The 21,878-nt window shown below is 64.5% G+C and carries 16 protein-coding genes; 2 read left to right on the forward strand and 14 right to left on the reverse strand.

All coding sequences use genetic code 11. From position 1 onward, the window contains the following. Positions 1 to 149: 149 nt before the first annotated feature. The 3 genes from cydD to BUE21_RS14190 form a co-directional block, all read right to left on the reverse strand. Positions 150 to 1,823, reverse strand: coding sequence for a thiol reductant ABC exporter subunit CydD (gene cydD, locus BUE21_RS07590; RefSeq protein WP_073356088.1), 1,674 nt, complete (start codon positions 1,821 to 1,823; stop codon positions 150 to 152). A gap of 151 nt (positions 1,824 to 1,974) precedes the next feature. Continuing rightward, positions 1,975 to 2,436, reverse strand: a complete 462-nt coding sequence (locus BUE21_RS14475; protein WP_073356089.1) for a DUF2946 family protein — start codon at positions 2,434 to 2,436, stop codon at positions 1,975 to 1,977. A gap of 178 nt (positions 2,437 to 2,614) precedes the next feature. After that, positions 2,615 to 3,856, reverse strand: a complete 1,242-nt coding sequence (locus BUE21_RS14190) for an MFS transporter (RefSeq protein WP_143164457.1) — start codon at positions 3,854 to 3,856, stop codon at positions 2,615 to 2,617. A 262-nt stretch (positions 3,857 to 4,118) separates the two neighbouring features. Between BUE21_RS14190 and BUE21_RS07605 the strand changes: the two genes are divergently transcribed. Together BUE21_RS07605 and BUE21_RS07610 are read left to right on the forward strand one after the other, a co-directional pair. After that, positions 4,119 to 4,445, forward strand: coding sequence for an ArsR/SmtB family transcription factor (locus BUE21_RS07605; RefSeq protein ID WP_073356110.1), 327 nt, complete (start codon positions 4,119 to 4,121; stop codon positions 4,443 to 4,445). Between the two features lie 115 nt (positions 4,446 to 4,560). Then, positions 4,561 to 4,752: a YgaP family membrane protein gene (locus tag BUE21_RS07610; RefSeq protein WP_073356111.1), complete on the forward strand. Its 192-nt coding sequence runs from the start codon at positions 4,561 to 4,563 to the stop codon at positions 4,750 to 4,752. A gap of 212 nt (positions 4,753 to 4,964) precedes the next feature. On the opposite strand, the gene BUE21_RS07615 is transcribed toward BUE21_RS07610, so the two are convergent. From BUE21_RS07615 to BUE21_RS07665, 11 genes are all read right to left on the reverse strand, one after another. Next, a complete protein-coding gene (locus BUE21_RS07615; protein ID WP_073356090.1) occupies positions 4,965 to 5,321 on the reverse strand; it encodes a phosphoribosyl-ATP diphosphatase in 357 nt (118 codons plus the stop codon). Positions 5,322 to 5,350: 29 nt separating this feature from the next. Next, positions 5,351 to 6,523, reverse strand: coding sequence for a tRNA guanosine(34) transglycosylase Tgt (gene tgt, locus BUE21_RS07620; RefSeq protein WP_073356091.1), 1,173 nt, complete (start codon positions 6,521 to 6,523; stop codon positions 5,351 to 5,353). A gap of 35 nt (positions 6,524 to 6,558) precedes the next feature. Then, complete coding sequence (locus tag BUE21_RS07625; protein ID WP_073356092.1) at positions 6,559 to 7,671, reverse strand: NAD(P)/FAD-dependent oxidoreductase; 1,113 nt, start codon at positions 7,669 to 7,671, stop codon at positions 6,559 to 6,561. Beyond that, complete coding sequence (gene ligA / locus BUE21_RS07630; RefSeq protein WP_073356093.1) at positions 7,668 to 9,854, reverse strand: NAD-dependent DNA ligase LigA; 2,187 nt, start codon at positions 9,852 to 9,854, stop codon at positions 7,668 to 7,670. The genes BUE21_RS07625 and ligA overlap by 4 nt, the downstream gene beginning before the upstream one ends. Before the next feature lie 13 nt (positions 9,855 to 9,867). Beyond that, the gene (locus BUE21_RS07635; protein ID WP_073356094.1) at positions 9,868 to 10,905 is read right to left on the reverse strand and encodes a hypothetical protein; all 1,038 of its coding nucleotides are present in this window, start codon (positions 10,903 to 10,905) and stop codon (positions 9,868 to 9,870) included. Positions 10,906 to 10,991: 86 nt separating this feature from the next. Then, complete coding sequence (gene smc / locus BUE21_RS07640; protein ID WP_073356112.1) at positions 10,992 to 14,525, reverse strand: chromosome segregation protein SMC; 3,534 nt, start codon at positions 14,523 to 14,525, stop codon at positions 10,992 to 10,994. 109 nt (positions 14,526 to 14,634) lie between these two features. Next, on the reverse strand, positions 14,635 to 15,021 hold the full coding sequence (locus BUE21_RS07645) for a VanZ family protein (RefSeq protein WP_073356095.1): 387 nt from the start codon (positions 15,019 to 15,021) through the stop codon (positions 14,635 to 14,637). A gap of 21 nt (positions 15,022 to 15,042) precedes the next feature. Further along, complete coding sequence (locus BUE21_RS07650; protein ID WP_084523031.1) at positions 15,043 to 17,346, reverse strand: polysaccharide biosynthesis tyrosine autokinase; 2,304 nt, start codon at positions 17,344 to 17,346, stop codon at positions 15,043 to 15,045. Positions 17,347 to 17,488: 142 nt separating this feature from the next. Next, positions 17,489 to 17,920: a low molecular weight protein-tyrosine-phosphatase gene (locus BUE21_RS07655; protein WP_073356114.1), complete on the reverse strand. Its 432-nt coding sequence runs from the start codon at positions 17,918 to 17,920 to the stop codon at positions 17,489 to 17,491. Positions 17,921 to 17,922: 2 nt separating this feature from the next. Then, positions 17,923 to 19,089: a polysaccharide biosynthesis/export family protein gene (locus BUE21_RS07660; RefSeq protein WP_073356115.1), complete on the reverse strand. Its 1,167-nt coding sequence runs from the start codon at positions 19,087 to 19,089 to the stop codon at positions 17,923 to 17,925. Between the two features lie 127 nt (positions 19,090 to 19,216). After that, complete coding sequence (locus tag BUE21_RS07665; RefSeq protein ID WP_073356096.1) at positions 19,217 to 21,742, reverse strand: YjbH domain-containing protein; 2,526 nt, start codon at positions 21,740 to 21,742, stop codon at positions 19,217 to 19,219. Between the last annotated feature and the right edge of the window lie 136 nt (positions 21,743 to 21,878).

Raw genomic sequence — 21,878 nt, forward strand, 5'->3', positions numbered from 1 at the left:
TTTGCGGTCAATAGCCTCGCTATTGACCGCAAAATCCGCCTTGCGCTGCATCCCATTGGCGGGCGCGGGCTTACCGCAAGAGTTTTGCAAATCTTCCCAAGCACGGCGGCGGGCAGTGCGGTGTGACCGAACGGGAGCCGATGCGGGCTTCATGGTGTTTCTCCGGTTGAGTCTGTGGTGGTTGTGCTGGCCAATTCCAGCCGCACATGGCGCGGCAGACGTGCCATCAGCAGTGGATCATGGGTGGCCACCAGCAGGGTCTTGCCGCGTGCCAGATGCAGCAGGGTGTCGATGACCTGTGCGGCGGTTTCGCTGTCTAGGTGGGCGGTGGGTTCGTCCACCAGCAGCAGGCGTGCCTGCGGGTTGGCCGCCAGCCGTGCCAGGGCCAGCCGCGCAATCTCGCCACCAGACAGCCCGGTGCCGCCTTCGCCCAGAATCTGGCCGGGCAGGCGTTCCACCAGAGCCTGAATGCCGCTGTGTGCCAGCGTTTGGGCCACCCGTTGCGCATCCACGCGGTCGCGCTCCAGTGTCGTATTGGTGCGCATGGAGCCGGTGAAAATGTGCGGCTTTTGCCCCATCCAGGCCATTTGCTGGCGCAGCGTGCCGATGGTGCCGGCATCCAGCGGCTGGCCATCGAGGCGGATGTGGCCCTGCCGGGCTTGCAGCAACCCGGCCAGCAGGGCCAGCAATACGGTCTTGCCGCTGCCGCTGACTCCCACGATGGCAAGGTGCTCGCCAGGCTCCACGGAAAGATCAAAACCGTGCAGCACCGGCGGTTCGTCGCCATGCGCGAAATCCACCTGCTGCATCTCGATGCCCATGCCTGCCGGGGCAGAGGGAATGACTGGCTGCACGCTGTCGCCGGATGCGGTCACCACCGCCACGCCCGGTTGTTGCAGCAGGGCCAGATTGGCCAGCGCGGCCTGACCGCTGGCGCGGTCGTGCCAGGCGGCCGACAGCTCGCGCAGTGGCTCGAAGAAGGCCGGGGCCAGCATCAGCACGAACAGCCCTTGCCCCAGCGTCAGCGGCTGGCCCCAGGTGCCGAATGGCACTTCGCCCAGCAGGTGAAAGCCGATGTACACGGCCACCAGGGCCACGCCCAGCGCGGAGAACAGCTCCAGCACCGCCGACGACAGAAAGGCAATGCGCAGCACTTTCATGGTGCGCTCTTTCAGCGATTCGCCGGAGCGGCGCAATTGCGTGGCAGTGGCCTGCACCGCACCCAGTGCCCGCAGCGTGGCCAGCCCGCGCAGACGGTCCAGCAAAAAGGCATGCAGGCCGCCCAGTTCCACCATCTGCTCCTCGCTGGCAGCCTTGGCACGCCAGCCCACTATCGCCATGAACAGTGGAATCAGCGGGGCGGAACACAGCAGAATCAGGGCGGCCAGCCACGAATGCACTGCCACGGCCAGCAGGATGGCAGGCGGCACCAGCAGGGTGCGCCACTGGGCGGGCTGGTAGCGCGAATGCCAGGGCACGATGGCTTCGGCCTGCTCGGCCACCATGCTGGCGGCCAGGCCGGAAGCGGGGCGTTGCTTGTCCAGTGGCGAGCGGTTGCCGAGTGCGGCCGTGGCGTGCTCGCGCAGTTGCGTCAGGTGCTGGCGGGCCTGCATGAACACCCGTCGCTGTCCCCAGGCTTCCAGGCTGGCTTTCAGCAGCCCCAGCAGCAGCACACCCACGGCAGTGCGCACGGATACCGCCATGCCGGTGGCGGCATCGCGGGCGAGGGAGTCAATGGCCCATGCCAGCAGCGCGGCTTGCGGCAACCAGAGCAGGGTGCTTGCAGCCAGCAGGGCATGACCAAGCCACGGGGTGTGTTTCATGGGGCATGGGGACAAAGAGGGAGATGGCGGCACGGTGCATCCCCCACCCGCTAAGGGGCAAAGGAGCTGCCGTGCCCGTCCGTTCCTGGCCTTGTGGCTCTTGTGAACGGACACCCGGTGCCGGAGTCAGACCTGCCCGGCGTTCAGGCACTTATGCCTGCGGGGGTGCGCGGGGCGGGAGTGGGGGGTGGCCCCAGAGTGTGGGGCGTGCGGGAGCTTCGGATGCGATGGGGGCATCCGCAGTGCGGGCCGGTGCGTCCGGCTGGAACAGAACGGCCAGCAGGCCCCAGGCGACTTGTAGATCGATTCCGTTGTCGTCATCGTTCACCAGGCAGTACAGGCATTGCACTCCCAGGGGCATGCCATGCGGCAGCATCGGGGGCTGTTCTGCGGCAGGTGTGGCATTGGGCGCATCGGCATCCAGCCTGACGCGCTCGACCCCGCTGCTGGTGCAGACTTCCACCCATTGCGCCGCAGAGGCACGGCTCTGGGCGGATGCCGAAGCATATCGGGCCATGCCCGCATGGCCCAGCAATGGCAGTGTCACACCCAGCAGCAATACCCACAGGGCGAACCATGTGGTGAGTGGCTGGTGGGTGCGAAAGTGCTTCATGATGGATGCGAGGGCCACGAATCGTGAACAGGTTCTAAGGTGAATACCTGATGGCCAGTCTAGCAAAGTTGTGCGAATTGCCTGCGGATTATCCCAGCGGTTTTCTGCAAAACCCTTGACGACCGCAGTCGCCCGGCATAGGCATTTGCGGGAGCCGGGGCCAGTGGCTGCGCAGGATTCAGGCATGGCGGGGCTGGCGGCGTTTCTGCCAGGCCAGCCAGCCCAGCATCAGCAGTACCACTGTGACCAGCGGCAGCATCAGCGTATTGATGCGATCCCAGCCGGAAGAAGTGAGCAGACTGCCGGAACTGAACGAGGCCACGGCCACGGTGCCGAACACCAGAAAATCGTTGAGCGACTGCACTTTGGCGCGTTCGGCCGGTTCGTAGCAATCGGTCAGCATGGCGGTTGCGCCGATGAAGCCGAAGTTCCAGCCAATGCCCAGCAAAATCAGCGAACCCCAGAAATGCGACAGCTCCAGGCCCTGCAAGGCGATGAGGCCCGACAGGCCCGTCAGCACCAGCCCCAGCGCGGTGATGACGATCTTGCCGAAACGCGCAATCAGGTGGCCGGTGATGAAGCTCGGCCCGAACATGGCCAGAATGTGCCACTGAATGCCCAGGGCCGCCTGCCCCGGCGTGAAGCCACAGGAGACCATGGCCATCGGCGCGGCCGTCATGATGAAGGCCATCAACCCGTAGGACACCACCGCCGCGCTGGCCGTGACGATGAAGGCCGGGCTGCGGGCAATCTGCGCCAGTGGTCTGCCGGTGGCGGTGTTCTGGTGGTGCGACACGGCAGGAATCTTCAGCAGCAGGATCAGCGGCATCACCAGCACTGCCAGTGCAGCTTGCCCGAGGAAGCTGCCTGCGAATGGGGCGGTGACGAAGGTGTCGCGCGTCCAGATCACGATCTGTGGGCCGATGATGGCCGCCACCAGCCCACCAAGCATGATGCGCGAGATGGCTTTGGAGCGCAGCGCGGGGGGCGCGGCATCGGCGGCAGCGAACCGGTAGCTCTGCACACAGGCGGCATAAAAGCCCGCCACGCTTGTGCCCACGCAGAACGTCAGGAAACTGCCCTGGTAAATGCCCCAGGCGGCCACCAGCCCGGCCAGACAGCCCATCAGTGCGCCCAGCAGATAGGCGTAACGATGGCCCAGGCGGCGAATCAGCAGCCCGGCGGGAATGGTCGAGAGGGCCAGCCCCAGATTGAACAGGCTCACCGGCAGCGTTGCCAGTGCGGGGTTGCTGCTGAGCATTTGCCCCACCAGCCCGCCCAGCGAGATGATGATGGGCGGCGAAGCCGCTCCCAGCGACTGCGTGGCCGTGAGAACGGCCACATTCCGGCCCAGCCGATTCTCGCTTTCGGGATAATAGGCCGGTGTTGTGGTGGGATTACCGTCGCTTGTGCGGGTCATAAGGCAAAAATCATGAAAATAGCACCTTCGCTGGTGCGGATGCCGGTGTCTGGAAAAGCCACACGGTTAGGGTGAACAGGTTCTAAGACAGGCTGTGCGCCCAGAGCCATGGCAATCGTTGCTGTGGCCCTCCAACCCGATGACCCAGGCCACCCGAGTGCCCCATCTGCTCCATATTATAACCTTCTAATTTAATACATTATAATGTCTCCCAATGTATGGCTTGGAAGGTACAGCCCGCCACCCCAGTCCCATCGAGAACATGCAAGCAACCCCGGAAACCCCCACGAAACCTACCCTGCAATTCATGCAGACCGGCGCAGCCGCAGCGGCTGAGCTACTGCGTATGTTGAGCAACGAGCACCGCCTGCTAGTGCTGTGCCTGTTGCTGGAGCATGGCGAGCTGTCGGTCACCGCCATGCTGGAGGAGGTGGAACTGGGGCAATCCGCGCTGTCGCAGCATCTGGCGAAACTGCGTGCATCCGGGCTGGTGACCTACCGGCGCGATGCCCAGACCCTGTACTACCGCATCCAGAACCCGGATGTGGCGCGGCTGATCGCGGTGCTCAAGGACATCTACTGTCCCTGACGGCAGGGGTGGTCGGCGGTCATTCCTTTTCAGGCGATACCCGCTCCTGCGCGAAGTCCGTGCGGGTGCAATGGTTTTTCACACTGTCGCAATGACGAACGAAAGGAAACTTGCCATGAAATCGAATATTGGTGGAATCGACCGCATTCTGCGCATCGTGGTCGGGATTGTGCTGATCGCGCTGGCTGCCACCGGGGTGGTGGGCTGGTGGGGCTGGCTTGGGGTTGTGCCGCTGCTGACCGCGCTGGTGCGCTTCTGCCCGCTGTACCCACTGCTGGGCATCAATACCTGCCAGAAAAAAGACTGATAGCCACACGCTTCGTGCACTTACCGCGCTGCGTCATTCCGGCGAAGGCCGGAATCCAGTGACGACGTTGAAAAAACACTGATGATCGTTCCTGCGCTCCCGCGTAGGGATGCCTCCCTGCCGCTCCAGCGGCAAGCTGTGGACGCTGGGGTGTCCTGATGCTGTTCCTGCGCAGGAACGATCAAAATAGCGCAATCGCCCGGAGGTTGCGTTCAGTCTGCCGGGCGGGCGGCTTTCTCGGCCAGTCCGCTCAATCCCTCGCGCCGTGCCAGCTCATGGAGCACGGCACTGGCATCCAGATCAAAGTGTGCCAGCAGCACTAGGCTGTGGAACCACAGATCGGCCACTTCGTACACCAGTGCATCGGCTTCGCCGCGTCCGGCTTGCAGGTCTTTGGCGGCCATGACGGTTTCGGTGGCTTCCTCGCCCACTTTTTTCAGAATGGCATCGGGGGCCTTGCTGAGCAGTTTGGCCACATAGCTGGTGGCCGGGTCGCCGCCGTTGATGGGTTTGCGGCTTTCCAGCACGCGGCCCAGATGTTCCAGAATTTCTTGGTGGGACAATGACATGGTGTTCTCTCGGGAGCAAATGACTGCGTTCAGACCCCGCGTGCGCGGTCGGTGGCGAACTGCTGGCGCAAAGCGGTGAAGGTTCCGGCATCCAGCGCGTGGCGGATTTCCTGCATCAGGTTCAGGTAGTAGTGCAGGTTGTGGATGGTGGTCAGCATGGGGCCGAGCATTTCGCCGCAGCGGTCCAGGTGGTGCAGGTAGGCACGGCTGAAGCCGCCGCGTCCGCCGTTTTCCCAGCTCACGCCACTCGTGCCCGCGCAGGCATGGCAGGTGCAGGTGACATCCAGCGGCTGGTGGTCGTCACGGTGGCGGGCGTTGCGGATTTTCAGGTCGCCGTAGCGGGTGAAGATCGTGCCGTTGCGGGCATTGCGCGTGGGCATGACGCAGTCGAACATGTCCACGCCCTGGGTCACGCCTTCCACCAGGTCTTCGGGTGTGCCCACGCCCATCAGGTAGCGTGGCTTGTGGGCGGGCAGGCGGTGCGGGGTGTGCGCCATGATGCGGCGCATCTCATCCTTGGGTTCGCCCACGCTGACCCCGCCGACGGCATAGCCGGGAAAGTCCAGCTCCACCAGTTGCTCCAGCGATTCCTGCCGCAGGTGCTCGAACATGCCGCCCTGCACGATGCCGAACAGCGCGTTCGGGTTCTCCAGCCGCGCAAACTCGGCCTGGCTGCGCCTGGCCCAGCGGATGCTCATTTCCATGCTCTGGCGTGCTTCGGCCTCGGTGGTGAGGTGGCCCTTGGTTTCGTAGGGGGTGCATTCGTCGAGCTGCATGACGATGTCGGAATTGAGCACCGTCTGAATCTGCATGCTGACTTCGGGCGACATGAACAGCTTGTCGCCATTGACCGGGCTGGCGAAATGCACGCCTTCCTCGGTGATCTTGCGCATGTCGCCCAGGCTCCAGACCTGAAAGCCGCCGCTGTCGGTGAGGATGGGCTTGTGCCATTGCTCGAAGCCGTGCAGGCCGCCGAACGACTGCATCACGTCCAGACCGGGGCGCATCCACAGGTGGAAGGTATTGCCCAGGATGATCTGCGCGCCCATTTCCTCCAGGCTGCGCGGCATTACCCCCTTGACCGTGCCGTAGGTGCCCACTGGCATGAAGATGGGGGTTTGCACCACGCCGTGGTTGAGCGTGAGCTGGCCACGGCGGGCGTGGCTGGAAGGGTCGGTCTGGAGCAGGTCGAACTGAAGCATGGTGTGGGAATCAAGGCAAGGCCGCAAAGGCGGGATTATCCCGCATCCAGTTGCTGCACCACGACATCGGCGATTGCCAGACTGCTGGTGAGGCCGGGGGATTCGATGCCGAACAGGTTCACCAGCCCGGCCACGCCGTGGGTGGCAGGCCCCTGAATACCGAAGTCGGGGTCGGTATGACCGGGGCCACCGATGTTGGGCCGTACTCCGGCGTAGCCCGGTTGCAGCCGGTCTGCGGGAATGCCGGGCCAGTAGCGGCGTATTGCGGCATGGAAGCGGTTGGCATCGGCCGGGTTCACCTGCCAGTCGTCGGGGTGATCCGTCCACTGTACATCGGGGCCGAATTTGGCCTGTCCGGCCAGGTCCAGCGTCAGGTGAATGCCCCAGCCCGCCACCTGGGGTACGGGGTAGATGAGATGGCGAAACGGCACACGGCCGCTGAACGTGAAGTACTGCCCCTTGACGAACCAGGCCGTGGGTATGTGGCATGCGTCCAGTCCGTGGGTCTGCTGCGCCAGCGGGATGGCCCCGTGCCCGGCGGCATTGACCACGGTGCGTGCGGTGATTTCCGTGCCGTCCTGCGTATGAATACGGTGCGGCTGGCCGATCTGGTGTGCCAGCTCCATGGCGGTGACGGGTGTGCGCAGTACCACTGCACCACCGGCCTGCTCCAGATCGCCTTGCAGGGCCAGCATCAGGGCGTGGCTGTCCACGATGCCGGTGCTGGGCGAGTACAGCGCGGCCTCGCAGTGCAGTTCCGGCTCCAGTGCGCGGGCCTGCGCGGCATCCAGCCATTGCAGATCGTCCACGCCATTGGCCAGGGCGCGTTGCCCGATGGCGTGCAGTGCATGAATTTCGGCGGTTTCGCTGGCGACGATCAGCTTGCCCACGCGCTGGTGGGCGATGCCGTGTGCAGCGCAGTAGGCGTAGAGCCGGTCGCGGCCCTGTCGGCACAGCCGGGCCTTGTGCGAGCCGGGCGCGTAGCCAATGCCTGCGTGGATGACCTCGCTGTTGCGCGAGCTGGTCTGCGTGCCGATGGCATTGGCGGCTTCCAGCACCAGTACGTCATGGCCTTGCTGCGCGAGGGCGCGCGCCACGGCCAGCCCGATCACGCCTGCACCGATGACGATGGCGTTACGGCCACTCATTCCTGTCCATCGTCGGGGGCAGCGGGTGTGGCAGGCGGGGCGGGGCTGGCCGGTGCCGCCAGCAGTTGCCGCAGTCCTTCTTCATCCAGAATGGTCAGGCCCAGTGCCTGGGCCTTGTCGAGCTTGCTGCCTGCTTCGTTGCCTGCCACCACATAGTCGGTTTTCTTGCTGACCGAGCCGCTGACTTTCGCGCCCTGCGCTTCCAGCAGGGTCTTGGCTTCGTCGCGGCTGAGGCTGGGCAGGGTGCCGGTGAGCACGAAGGTCTTGCCGTGCAGCGGCGGCAGGGCATCGCCCTCCTGGGGCTGGCTGGCCTGGCCTGTGTGTTCTTTCCATTGCAACTTTTGGTCGTTTTTCAGTGCGGCAATCACTTCGCGGTTGTGGGGCTGCTGGAAGAAGGTGTGGATGCTCTCGGCCACAATCGGGCCGATGTCGGCAATCGCCAGCAATCGCTCGGCGGTGGCGGCGGCCTGCGGGGTGTCGCCCATCAGCGCGCCCAGGTTGTTGAAATGCTCGGCGAGTGCCTTGGCGGTGGCTTCGCCCACATGGCGGATGCCCAGCGCGTACAGAAAACGTGCCAGCGTGGTTTGTTTGGAGGCTTGCAGCGCATCGACCAGGTTCTGCGCCGATTTCTGCCCCATGCGCTCCAGCCCGGCGAGGGTTTCGACCGGGAGGCTGTACAGATCGGCCACCGTCTGGATGTACTGGCCGTCCACCAGTTGCTCCACGAGCCTGTCGCCCAGCCCTTTGATGTCCATGGCGCGGCGTTGCGCAAAGTGCAGGATGGCCTGCTTGCGCTGTGCGGCGCAATACAGGCCGCCGGTGCAGCGGTGGTCGGCTTCGCCTTCCTCGCGCACCACGTCGCTGGCGCAGATGGGGCAGTGCGTGGGCATGGTGAAGGGCGGCGGATCGCCCACGCGCCGCTCTGTCAGGCTGGAGACGACTTCGGGAATCACGTCCCCGGCGCGGCGCACCACCACGGTGTCGCCCACGCGCACGTCCTTGCGCCGGGCTTCCAGCTCATTGTGCAGTGTGGCGTTGGTGACGGTGACCCCGCCGACGAATACGGGCTGGAGCTTGGCCACTGGCGTGAGCTTGCCGGTGCGCCCCACCTGCACGTCGATGGCCTGCACGATGGTGAGTTGCTCCTGCGCCGGGTATTTGTGCGCCACGGCCCAGCGCGGTTCGCGCGAGACGAAGCCCAGGTCGCGTTGCAGGGCCAGTGCATTGACCTTGTACACCACGCCGTCGATGTCGAAGGGCAACTGGTCGCGCAGTGCGCCGATGCGGGCGTGGAAGGCGATCAGTTCCTCGGCTCCGCGTACCACACGGCGTTCGCCATTGATCGGAAACCCCCATTGGGCAAAAGCGTCCAGCATCGCGCTCTGGGTCTCGGGTAGGCCATCCCAGCCCTGAATGTCGCCCCAGCCGTAGGCGAAGAAGCTCAGGGGGCGGTCGGCGGCAATATTGGAGTTGAGCTGGCGCACGGCCCCGGCGGCGGCGTTGCGTGGGTTCACGAAGGTTTTTTCGTGGCGCAGACCGTCGGCAATGCGCTGTCGCTGGCGTTCGTTGAGGGCCTCGAAGTCGTCGCGCCGCATATAGACTTCGCCGCGCACGTCCAGCACGGCGGGTGCTTGCGCGGTGTGCAGCCGCATCGGAATCTGGCGGATGGTGCGGATGTTGTGGCTCACGTCCTCGCCGGTCTGCCCGTCGCCCCGGGTGCTGGCCTGCACCAGCAGGCCGTTTTCGTAGCGCAGGTTGATGGCCAGGCCGTCGAACTTCAGTTCGGCAAGATATTCGACCGGGCCATCGTCCGGCTCCAGCCCCAGTTCCTTGCGCACCCGGGTATCGAAGGCGCGCGCGCCTTCGGGAGAAATATCGGTTTCGGTACGGATGCTGAGCATGGGCACGCGGTGTGCCACGGTGGCAAACCCGGCCAGCACCGTGCCGCCCACCCGCTGTGTGGGCGAATCGGCCGTCACCCATTCGGGGTGCTGCGCTTCCAGCTCCTGCAAGGCGCGGTAGGCGCGGTCGAATTCGGCATCGGGCACTTCGGGTGCGTCCAGCACATAGTAAGCGTGCTCCCAGCGGCGCAGTTGCTCGCGCAACTGTTCGATGGTGGCGGCGGTGTCCGGGGGCGTGTCGTCCAGCAGGCTGGCCTGCACGGGAGGGTGGGGGGTGGTCATGGGGAGCTGGGGTTTAGCGGAACAGCACCCGCGCACTCATGCTGCCTGCCGAGAGGCCACGGGCATCGAGTGCATCCTGGATGCGGGTGATGTCGGCTTCCATCTGTTCGAGTGCCATGGGCGGAACGGCGCGGCCATCGGGGTCGGTGAGGATGCCTTCCATGTCGCGTGTCATGCCGTCGATGGCGGCACGCAGGCGGCCAAAGGGGTTTTCTTCGCGGCTGACGCTGTTCACATCGAGTGTCAGGATGAAGTTGCGGATGGGAACCTGATCGAGTTCATCGGCCAGCGCGGCATTCGGGTCGTATTCCAGCACCAGCACCGGCGGACTGCCTGCGGTGCTGGGCTGGATTTCCATCCGGCCCGGTGTGGTGGTGTTGTCGAAGCCGTAGCGGGCGGCGGTCTGGCGGATGTAGCCGGGTGTCCAGGTGGCGTGCCGGGCCAGCACCATGAAGCTGAGGGTGGCATCGTGCTGGGCGGCGAACTGGTCGAGTTCGCGCGCGCGGGCCACTTCATGCACCATGTCGGGGAAGTACGCTGCGCCACCGATGGCATCGGCAAAGCCCTGGGTCAGGATGACGTAGCGGGAGAATTCGATTTCATGGAGCGCGCCCTGCCGGTCGGCCAGTTGAATGCCGGCCTGGAACTCGCCGTACTGTGCCTGCGGCTGGGGGATTTCCCAGACGCGGGTCTGGGTGTTCAAGCCCTCGATGCGGAAATACTTGCTGCCCACGCGCTGGGTGCGCGGGTGTGCGGCCAGGGCCGCCTTGCCACTGACCGGGGCATCGAGTTGGATGGAGCCGAGGCTGAAGATCAGTGCGTCCAGCACCGCTTCGTGTGGCATTGCTGCATCGCCGGGGTGGGATGCGCTGCCGTCGCCTTCCGCTGCTTCGGCCGCTGGTGCGGTGGGAGCCGCGCCGGACGCATCGCCATCGGCTTCATCGGCGGCAAGGCGGGACAGATGGCGGCGGATCGACCAGGTGTTGTACAGGAAGACCGCCGCGATGATGCCAATGCCCAGTATGGCCAGGGTGAGGTGCATATTGCTCATGGTGAAATCGGTGGGATGCAGGTGATGCCGATTATTTCAGATTTGATTTGGTGTGATGCCCAATCAGCGTGACCGTCACCGTAACTTCAGGCATCCACCATGTCCAGCGCGTTCTGCATGTCCACGGCCACGATGCGCGATACGCCGCGCTCCTGCATGGTCACGCCGATGAGCTGCTCGGCCATTTCCATCGCAATCTTGTTGTGGCTGATGTAGAGGAACTGGGTGTGCGCGCTCATGCGGGCGACCAGCCGGGCATAGCGTTCGGTGTTGGAGTCGTCCAGCGGGGCATCGACTTCATCGAGCAGACAGAACGGGGCGGGGTTGAGCTGGAAGATGGCGAACACCAGCGCGATGGCGGTCAGGGCTTTTTCGCCGCCGGAGAGCAGGTGGATGGTCTGGTTGCGCTTGCCCGGTGGCTGTGCCATGACCTGAATGCCCGCGTGCAGGATTTCGTCGCCGGTCATGGTCAGCCGTGCCTGGCCGCCGCCGAACAGTTCCGGGAACATCTCGCCGAAGTGCCGGTTCACGGTCTCGAAGGTGTGGGTGAGCAGTTCGCGGGTTTCGGCATCGATGGTGCGAATGGCTTCTTCCAGCGTGTGCATGGCGGTGGTCAAATCCTGCACCTGCACGCTCAGGAATTCCTGCCGCTCCTGCGCCTGCTGCAATTCCTGCAAGGCGGCCAGATTGACCGGCCCCAGTGCCTGAATCTGCCGCTGGGTGCGGTCGATTTCGGCCTGCAAGCCTTCCAGTTGCACGCCGTCGCGGGCAATGCCTGCCTGCACCTGGGCCTTGTCGGCTTCGGCCTGCTGGAGCTGTTCTTCCATTTGTTGCCATGCCAGTTGCGCGGCCTGCTCTTGCAGACGTGCTTCGGTGATGGCCTGGCGCAACGGCTCCAGTGTGCGCTCCAGCCGCTGGCGGCTTTCTTCGGCCTGGCGCAGTTGCCGCCCCTGGCTGTCGTAGTCGCGGCGCACGCGCTCCAGGGTCTGTTCGTGCTGTTGCTGCTGTGCCTGGGCGGCATCCAGGTCCTGTTGGGGCTGGTGTTGGCGGTAGTGCTGCTGTTCCTGCTCGGCAGCCTGCTGCTGCTCGGCGAGGGTGTGCAATTGCTGGTGGGCGGTGTGCAGCGTGCGTTGCAGTTCGGCTCGGCGGCTGTGCAGTTGCTGTTGTTCAAAGCGTGCCTGCTGGGCCTCTCGCTCCAGTTGGCGCAGTTGTTCGCGGGCACGTTGCAGGGTCTGTTCTGCCCGCTGGTGTTCGGCCTGTTGGCTGGCCTGGGTGGATTGCAGTTCTTCCAGCTGGGCTTCGAGTTCGCTGGCGCGGGCTTCGGTGTCGAATTGCGATGCCTGCACGGATTCGAGGCTGTCGCGCAGTTCGGTCTCGTCTGCGTCGAGGCGGCTCTGGCTGGCGCGGGTCTGGCTGGCCTGCTGGTTCAGGCGCAGTACGTCCACCTGAAGCTGGTGGGCGGTTTTTTGTGCCTGGTCGGCGGCCTGCTGTTGCTGGCGCAATTGCCCACTGGCCTGCTGGTGGGCGGTGTCGGCCTGTTGCAGTTGGGCACGCTGGCTGTGCAGGGTCTGGGCGAGATCGGCGCATTGCCGCTCCAGCAGTTCGATTTCCTGGGCGCGGGCCAGCATGCCGGACTGCTCACTGTCCTGGGCGTAGAAGCTGAGGCTGCTGGCGGTGACGCTGTGGCCTTGCGGCGACAGAATCTGTTCGCCGGTTCGCAGGTGCTGGCGTTGGGCGAGGGCCTGGGCGAGGCTGTCGCTGGCATGGCAGCCGTGCAGCCAGTGCTGCACCATGCGCTGGAGTTGCGGGTCGCTGCTGCACACCTTGTCGGCCAGTGGCCGCAGAACGGGGTGGATGGGGGTTTCGGCGGTGGCATCGGTTGCTGTCGGGGCGTAGAAGGCCAGGCGCACCGGCGGGGTCTGAGGCTCGCCCCCTGCCAGTCCGGGGGCCAGCTCCAGCTGCTGCACGGGCAGGGCGGCAATGCGTTCGCGCAGCACGGCTTCCACGGCGTGCTCCCAGCCGGTATCGACTTGCAGGTGTGTCCACAGCGGTGGTGTGCCATCCAGTCCGTGGGTTTTCAGCCAGGCGGTGTGCTTGCCCTGGTGCTGCACTTTTTCTTGCAGGGCGCGCAGGGCATTGCGGCGCGCCTCCAGACGGGTGTGCTCGGCGTGGGTGTGTTGCACCTGCTGCTGGGCATCGCGGCGGGCTGCGTCCAGCTGTGGCAGTTGCTCTTGCAGTTCCTGCCAGGCGGCCTGGGCGCATTCGGCTTCCTGCTCGGCTTCGGCCAGGGCTTGTTGTTGCTGGTGCAGATGGGCTTCATCGACGGGGTGCAGGTTCTGGCGTTCCTGCCGGATTCGCTCCAGCCGCTGCTGGAGTTGCTGCTGGCTCTCCCGCGCACCACGCTGTTCGGTTTTCAGGATCTGGAGTTGCTGCTGCACCTGCTGGAGTTGCTGGCGGTGTTGTTCGCCGTGCCGCTGCTGCTGTTGCCAGTGCTGCTCCCAGTCGGGCATTTGCGCGCTGTGCTCTTCCAGTTGCGCTTCCAGCATGTCGCCCTGTGCTTCGGCCTGGGCCGAATCCTCTTCCAGTTGCTGCGCTTGTGCTTGCGCCTGTTCGGCCTGGGTGTGCCAGTGCTGCTGTTGCTGTGCCAGCCCTTGCAGGCGTTCGGCCAGTCGCTGGCGGCCTTCGGTGGCAAAGCGGATTTCAGCCTCCAGCTTGCCGACCCGCGCGGTGGTTTCGTACAGTGCCCGCTGGGCTTCGTTGAGGTTTTCGCCGGTGTGCTGGTGCTGTTCGCGCAGGTGCTCCAGCGCGGCGTGGGCCTCGTCCATCGTGGCGGTCTGCTCTTGCAGGGCCGTGATCGCCTGCTGGCCGCTGGCCTGTGCCTGCTCCAGATCGCGCTGGGCCTGGGTCTGGCGCAACAGCCAGAGCTGCTGCTGGCGGCTGTCGTGGTGTTGCTGGAGCTGGCTGTAGCGTTGCGCCACTTCGGCCTGCATCTGGAGTTTTTTCAGGCTGCTGCCCAGTTCGCCCAGAATGTCGTGCAGGCGCGTGAGGTTGTCGCGCGTGTCTTCCAGGCGGTTTTCGGTTTCGCGGCGGCGTTCCTTGTATTTGGAGACCCCGGCTGCTTCTTCGAGGAACAGGCGCAGTTCTTCGGGTTTGGATTCGATGATCTTGCTGATCGTGCCCTGACCGATGATGGCGTAGGCACGCGGCCCCAGCCCGGTGCCCATGAACACGTCCTGCACGTCCTTGCGGCGCACCTGCTGGCCATTGATGTGGTAGCTGCTGTTGCCGTCGCGGGTGAGGATGCGCTTGACGGCGATTTCGCTGTACTGCGCCCATTGTCCGCCCGCCCGCTGGCCGTCTTCGTTGTTGAAGACCAGTTCCACGCTGGCGCGGCTGGCGGGCTTGCGGCTGTGTGTGCCGCTGAAGATGACATCCTGCATCGATTCACCGCGCAACTCGCTGGCCTTGCTCTCGCCCAGCACCCAGCGCACGGCATCCATGATGTTGGATTTGCCGCAGCCATTGGGGCCGACCACGCCCACCATCTGGCCGGGCAGCAAAAAAGTGGTGGGTTCGGCAAAGGATTTGAAGCCTGCCAGCTTGATGGAATGAAGTCGCACGGGAGACGGGAAGACGGAAATGGCGTTGAACGGGACGGCGCAGGCCACACGCACGGCATGCGGGTGGCCGATGGTAAGGCAAATACCGGCCTTTGGGGAAACTGGGTACTCAGTCCCGCGCTGTGCGTTTGCGCCAGAGCCAGAAGACCACGCTGACGCACAGGGCTGCCGCCATGTTGGTGAACCAGTCATCCCAACTGGCACTGCGATACGGAAACAGCGACTGGATGGCCTCGTCCACCGCCCCGGAAACACCCACCACCAGCAGGGTGAGGGCCAGATGGTGGCGGCTCCAGGTGAGCTGCTGCACCACGGCCAGTGTGCCGTAGAACAGCGCGTGCAACAGCTTGTCGCTGCCAAAGGTCTGGCCCATCTGCGAGGCTGCCCCCGGCCAACTGCCCAGCCCGTAGAGCAACAGCAGCAGTATGCCGGTCAGCATCAGGCCATAGGGGCCACGTCCGGGAACCAGCCAGGAGGCGGCGGGCAGGGGTGGCATCACGGGGTGTTGCGCTGGCACTCAGAACGTGGTGTTCTTGCCATCGGCACTGTAGCGGTAGTTGGTATAGCGGTAGCCGTGGCTGTATTTGTAGCCATAGCTGCCGTAGTGGCGGCGGCTGGTGTCCATGGCGTTGAACACCACGCCGGTGATGCTCTTGCCGGACTGGGCAATGCGCTTGGCACTTTCCTGCACTTCTCCCAACTGCGAGACATCGGCCCGCGCCACCAGCAGAATCACTCCGGCATGGGTGGCGATGGCGTTCGCGTCGGCCGCCACCAGCACAGGAGGGGTGTCGATGATGACCATGTCGTAGCTGCTGGAGAATTGTTCCAGCAACTGGGTGAAGCTCTCGGACATCAGCAATTCGGCCGGGTTGGGTGGCAGGAAGCCGGTGGACAGGAAGTCCAGGTTCGGGACGATCTGCGAGTGGATGGCTTCTTTGCAGTTCAGGCTGCCGCTGATGAGGTCGCTGAGGCCGCGTCCGCGTGCCAGGCCGAAGTACTGGTGCAGGTAGCCTTTGCGCAGATCGGCATCCACCAGCAACACCCGTTTGCCACCGGCGGCCATGACGGCGGCAAAGTTCGACGACAGGAAACTCTTGCCCAGAAAGGGGGTAGGGCCGGTGAACATGACCCGGTTGTTGCTGCTCTCCAGCATGGAGAATTGCAAGGCGGTGCGCAGGCTGCGCAGGCTCTCGATGGCTGGGTCGCTGGGAGCCTTGTGGGTGAGCAGGTGGACTCCGGGAGCCTTGGCCAGAATCTGGTTCTGCAAGCGTTTCTGATCGGCACTCAGCGGCACACTGGCGTAGATGTTCAGGCCGGTGCGCGCTTCGATTTCGTTGGGATGGCGGATGGCACTGAAGAACATGCCGCGCCCGATGGCCAGCGCGGCACCGCCCATCAGGCCCAGAATGCCTGCAAGCGCGACGATAAGGGATTTGCGTGGCTTGACCGGTTGCGGGAAGATGGCCGCAGAATCCAGCAGCCGCACGTTGCCGGTGCGCCCTTCCTTGACCAGGCGCAGTTGCAGCGCGCTGTTGAGCATGGACTGGTACAGCTCGGTATTGACCTGGATGTCGCGCTGGAAGCGCATGGCTTCCTGCTGGATGCCCGGCATGGTCTTGATGCGTGATTCCAGCGAGGCAATCTGGCCCTTCCAGGCGCGGATCTGGCTGTCCAGCGACTGGATGTTGGGATGGTTGTCGGTGAAGCGGGCCGACAGGGCACGGCGTTGCTGTTCGGCCTCTACCAGTTTCGTCTGTACGTTCACCAGTTGGGCCAACACCAGCTTGGCTTCTTCATCGAAGGCAATGGTGCCACGCTGGTTGCGGAACTGGTTGTAGGAGGCTTCGGACGATTCCAGTTCGCGCTTGAAGTTGGGCAACTGCTCGTCCAGGAAGGACAGCGACTGGGCGGCTTCGGCCGCCTTGCGATCGATGTTCTGGCGCACGTATTGCGTGCCGATCTCGTTGAGCACTTCGCTGAGCCGGTACGGGTTCTCATGCTGCATGGACACGTTCAGAATGCCCGACTGGCGGCCTTTTTCAGAGATTTGCAGGCTTCTTTGCAGGGACTGGATGGTGCTGATGCGCGAGTGGCGTACCAAGCGGAAATGCGCACCGGGCTGGGCGTGCAATTCCGAAACCAGCAGGCTCAGGGTGCCGCCACCGGGCAGGGTCGCTTCCAGCGCAGTGCCGATCTGGCCTTGCAGGGCCGATGGCAGGTTCGGGTGCTGGAGGCTGTAGCCTGCCCCTTCTGCTGCCACCACGGTGAACGCACTGCCTTCCAGCGGCGCAGGTACGTCGAACTGTGCGACCTGAATCTGCTCCCTGCCGCTGACGCTGCCCTTGATGAAGGGCAATCCTGAAGGGCTGGAAACACCGTTTGCACGGCGTGCCAGCCAGGGGCCGATCAGAGGCAGGTACACCGGTTCTGCCTGAATGTAGTAGCGGGTGTTGTCCACCGTCTGGCCCAGGATGTTGCGCGAACGGATGATCTCCATCTCGCCACTGGCCGGGGTCTTGATGTCAAAGAAGCTGTCTGCCCCCGCAGCGAAGTTGAATGGCGAGGGGCTGCTGTCCTCGACGTGAATGAGCAGGTTCGACTCGTAGATGGGCTTGGCCAGCATGGCATAGGCCACGCCTGCGGCCAGGCATACGCCAGTGACCGATGCGATCAGCCACTTGCGGTCCACCAGGATGTCCCATATTTCGCGCAGATCGATTTCATCGTTGTCGGCCACGGCGACCGGGGCGGCCGGATAGGCTGGGTAACCGGCAGGGTGCGGGGCGGGGGAGGGAGGTGGAGTGGTCGGTGTGGTCATGGCCGGAATGGAGAAGGGCAGTGCGTGTCCGGGGCGGGTGCGGAAAAGGTCGGACACCGGGTGTCCGCCCGCCGCGCACCCGCAGCAGGCCGGGGAGTGAATGGACAGGGATGAAGCCGGGGAATGGGCGGGCGCATGGCGGTCACAGGGCGCGGATGCGCTGCGTCCAGTCCTGCACGCCCTGCTCGATCAGGGCCAGGGCATGTTCGAACGCGGCCCGCGGCTGTTGGTAGGGGTCGGGCACATCCTGCTGGATGAAGTGGCCGATGCGATAGACCTTGCCCCGAACCTGTGGGTAGCGGTTTTCCAGATGCTGGCGTTGCTGTGGGTCCATCACCAGGATCAGATCGGCCTGCTGGCACAGCAACTGGCTGACCTGGGTGGCGCGGTGGCCGCCGAGATCGAGGCCGCGTTCGTGCATCAGCTCCACGGCCATGGGGTCGGCCGGGTGGCCGACCAGTGCGGCCGTGCCAGCCGAGACAATGCGCAGATCGGGCAGTGCCTGCGCCAGCAACAGATGGGCCATCGGGCTGCGGCAGATGTTGCCGATGCAGACGGTCAGGATGGACTGGATGCTCATCGGTTGGAGATTTCGCTGCTGGTGTTCAGCACCGATGCGGTGGGCAGCACCAGGCTGATGATGCGGTTCCAGCGCACCAGTGGCACAGGGTCGATGTAGACGACATCACGCGCTTGCAGCGGGAAGTTGTCTGCCAGCGCGAGGGCCACCGGGTTCTTGGCATCCAGGTGAAATACTTCGGGTTGCAGGCTGTCCGGGCGGTTGCGGATGACATAGATCTGGCCTGGGTCTGCCGTGGTGGGATTGACGCCGCCACTCTCTCCCAGGGCCTGGGCCAGGCTGAGTTTGCCATGCTCCATGCTCAGTGCCGCAGCCTTCAGGCTTTCGCCCAGCACATAGATTTTCTTGTCGCTGCGGTTGCGTACACGCAGATTGTCACCACTGCGCAACAGGATGCGGTTGGGGTTGCTGTTGAGCTGTTGCAGGGTGTCCAGGTCAATCCGGGTGGTGTATCCATCGCGCGTGAGCAGGATTTCGGAGCGGTCGCTGTGCTCGGTCAGGCCGCCGGCACGGTTGAGTGCTTCCGGCAGGGTCATGGGCACATCGGTGAAGATCTGCATCCCCGGATTCCGAACCTCGCCTTCCACATAGACTCGCTTGCTGCGGAATGCCTGCACCCGCACGGTGACCTGTGGCTTGTGGATGTAGTGGGCCAGCTTCTGGGCAATGCGCTGTGTCGCCTGGGTGGGGGTCAGGCCTGCCACTGCGACCTTGCCGATGTAGGGGAAGATAATGAAACCGTCCGCGTCCACGATGAAACCAGGTGAGGCCGTGATGCCTGCGGGGTCGGTGGCTGCCGCACTGGCACCGGCAGTGGCCAGCAATTCCGGGTGATCGTGCACGACGATGCCGATGACGTCGCTGGCTCCGATGGTGTACGGGCTCGGTTCGGCGTAGAGATTGAGCAGTCCGGTGGGGAGATCAGGACGATGGGCCTGGGCAATATGGCGCAGCAGCTCGGCATTGATGGGGCGGATGGCTGTCTGTGCCGGGGTGGCGGCTTCGGTGCCATCGGCCACTCCGGGGGTGAGGCTGACACTGCTGCGCTGGCTGGTCTGGGAGAAATCAAAGCCCGGACTGGTGACGACGGCGCAGCCGGACAACATGATGGATGCGCAGCAGGCCGTCACTGCCCACATGGACTTTCGGGTGGATGCAAACATGCCCATGGCAGGCCGACAAGTCGAATGAGGAGTAGGGATGGGCATGTGGGCGTTGATGGAGTATGTACAGGAATCGAGAGTTTGCAGAGTCTGCTCTCAATGTATCAAATAATTACACAGTTTATCTTCATTGTGAACGACGCAATTGCTGTGCCACCTGTCTGATGCGGTAAATATTGTCTTCATAGTACAACAGGCTGGCCCGATCGCTGTTGAAGTGGCTGTCGAGCCTGGGGGTGTCTGGCCTGGCTCCGTAACCGGACAGGATGTCGTTGCTGCTGTTGCCCACGAGGGTCTGAATGCTGTGTGCCCAGCGCGGCACGCTCTGCACCTGAATGTGTCGGCCAGGCATCATGCTTTTGCGTGGCCCCAGGGGCAGCGAGACATTCATGCCGGCAAAGCGGCGGGATGGGAGGCTGGTCTCGGGGCTGGTCTGCTGCATGTAGAAGCTGATGGCCACGTCGCCGAACCATTGTTTCAGTTCGGCGCGCACCCCGCGATCCGCATTCATGAACTGGCCGCCTTCCAGTTCCAGATAGGTGCGGGTGCTGGCATGGTTGTAGCGATAGCCCAGCAGGGCCGGTTGTGCATAGCGGTCGAAGGTCATTTGCCTGCCGATGCGGGGCGTGTCGTCTTCCTTGCGCAAATAGCCCCCCAGGACGCTGATGCGGTGCTGGCCTTCGCCCGGTTCCCAGCGCAACTCTCCCACGGTGCCGGTGTAGTCGGCATCCACCCGGCCCAGCGCGACCTGGCCGGTGACGTTGGTCAGGCCCCAGGGCTGCATGGCTGGTTGCGCCAGTGATGGCATCCACTGCTCCAGTGGCAGGCGGGCGGTCTGCACCAGAATGGCGCGATCGAGTTCATTCTGGATGCGGGCACTGCCGAATGCCGAGCCATTCTGGAAGTCGTCCGATTCGTCCAGTGGGATGTTCTGGCGGATGTCGATCCAGGCACCCGACCAGAGCGGCTGTTCGATGCCCAGCTGCACGCCCAGTGAGTAGTCCAGCACGCCGTATTCCGTGGCCACCCGCGATTGCAGCAGGGGATTGAGCGTCAGGCGGGTGGTCTTCCAGCTGGCGGCCTGTTGTTCCACCAGCCACTGGGCACCATCGAACCACTGCGCCAGCGCGGCCGATCCAGCCGAGAACAGCTGGCCTGCGTTGCAGGACGGAGTCGTGTTCTGGAGCCACTGTTCCAGGCAGTCGGTGCGCCCTGCCACACCGGCAATCGGGAGCTGCCGCTGGTGCAGCACCAACTGGTAGTCGCGTGGCACGGTTCCCAGTGTCTGGGCCAGTGCCGCCAGTGAAGCACCGATGGCATCCACCGCATTCCAGGCGTAAGTGGCATTGTTGATGGATACCAGCAGCTTGCCCTGTGGTGTGTGGCCGATCGATATGTCTTCCAGCCCCTGGGTCTCCAGGGCGGCAGCGAGTTGCTGTGCCTGCTCCAGTGTCAGCGGCAGGGTGGGCTGTGGGATGAAGGACGAGGCTGTCTGTTGCGCCTGTGCGGGAGCCAGAGCGGGAATTGCCGCCTGCCGGTACGCTTGCTCATGGGCGTTCAGGCGGGTGACGATGTCCCTGCCTGGGGTATCGACGGTGTCATCCGGGGGCAATGCGCTGACAGAGCTGTGGCCTGGAAACGGAACCACGCCCAGCAGAGGCAGACGCTGGAAGGAATGGCGCGGGGCTTCGGGGAAGGGCTGTGGCGCAGGGCTTGGGGCAGCCTGTGTGCTAACGATGTTTTCCACCGATGCTGACGGCGTAGCAATGGGCGAGGTGGCCCTGACTGTGGGTGTGGTGGTCAGTGCAGCGGTTTGCGCCTTTGCACCCGCATCAATGGAAGGCACACGATACAGGGGAATGCTCAGGCCGATGTTCCACCATGCCTGATCGGTGGTGTCGTTGCGGTTCAGCCGGGTGCTGACGCCGACGTGGGCGCGCCAGTCCTGCGGCAGCCATTGCGCCGGGGCCAGCAGATGGGCGTTGGCCCAGGCATCGCCGTCGGTGTATTCGATGCCTGCCCTTGCCCACGAGAGAGGCTGGTAGGCGAGATGGGCGAAGGGGCCGTGGAGCGGGCTGGCCCCCTGCCGGTTGCGGCTGCTCTGGCGTTGCGCCACTCCCAGGCTGGCCAGCCAGCGATTGTCGATATAAGAGAGTACACCAAAGTAGGAGCGGAAATTGGTGGCCTGTCCTCCCAGATCGGTGGCACCGGCTGCCAGATGGTAGCGGCCTGCGGCATCCAGTGGAATGCCGACCTTGAAGTTGGCGGAGAGGTCGCGTATGCCACAGCCTTCGGTGTAGCAGTTGCCATGCATGTTGTTGCTGGCCAGCCGACCCGAGACTTCCAGGTTGGGCAGCAGGCCAAAGCCCAGAATGATGTTGTGCCCGTCGGTGCCGCCGAAGCGGTTGGGAGCCAGACCCGGAATCTGCCGGTCATAGCGCAATTCCATCCGGCCCCAGTCGGTGATCTGCGCCGAGGGAGTCAGCGTGGCACCGGAAAGCCCGCTGCTTCCCATCAGCGGGGAGAGCGCGAAGGGGTGCGGGGCCGATGCAGCGGCTTCTTCTGCGCGGGCCGCCGGGGCAAGACACAGCAGTGCGAGACACACCAGGGTACCGGCGTGCAGGGCATGGGGGGGCGGGCAGGGACGGTGCATCGGCAGGAATTCTGGAGGGGGTTACACGGCAGTTCCAGGGCACCGGCAGGCCACATCCAGGGGGTGTGGCAAAGGGGTGGGCTGGCAGTGGCGTTCCATTTTAGCGTCCATGGTGACATTTTCCGGTCAGCGGAGG

Source organism: Lampropedia hyalina DSM 16112, assembly GCF_900129055.1.
Taxonomy (GTDB): domain Bacteria; phylum Pseudomonadota; class Gammaproteobacteria; order Burkholderiales; family Burkholderiaceae_C; genus Lampropedia; species Lampropedia hyalina.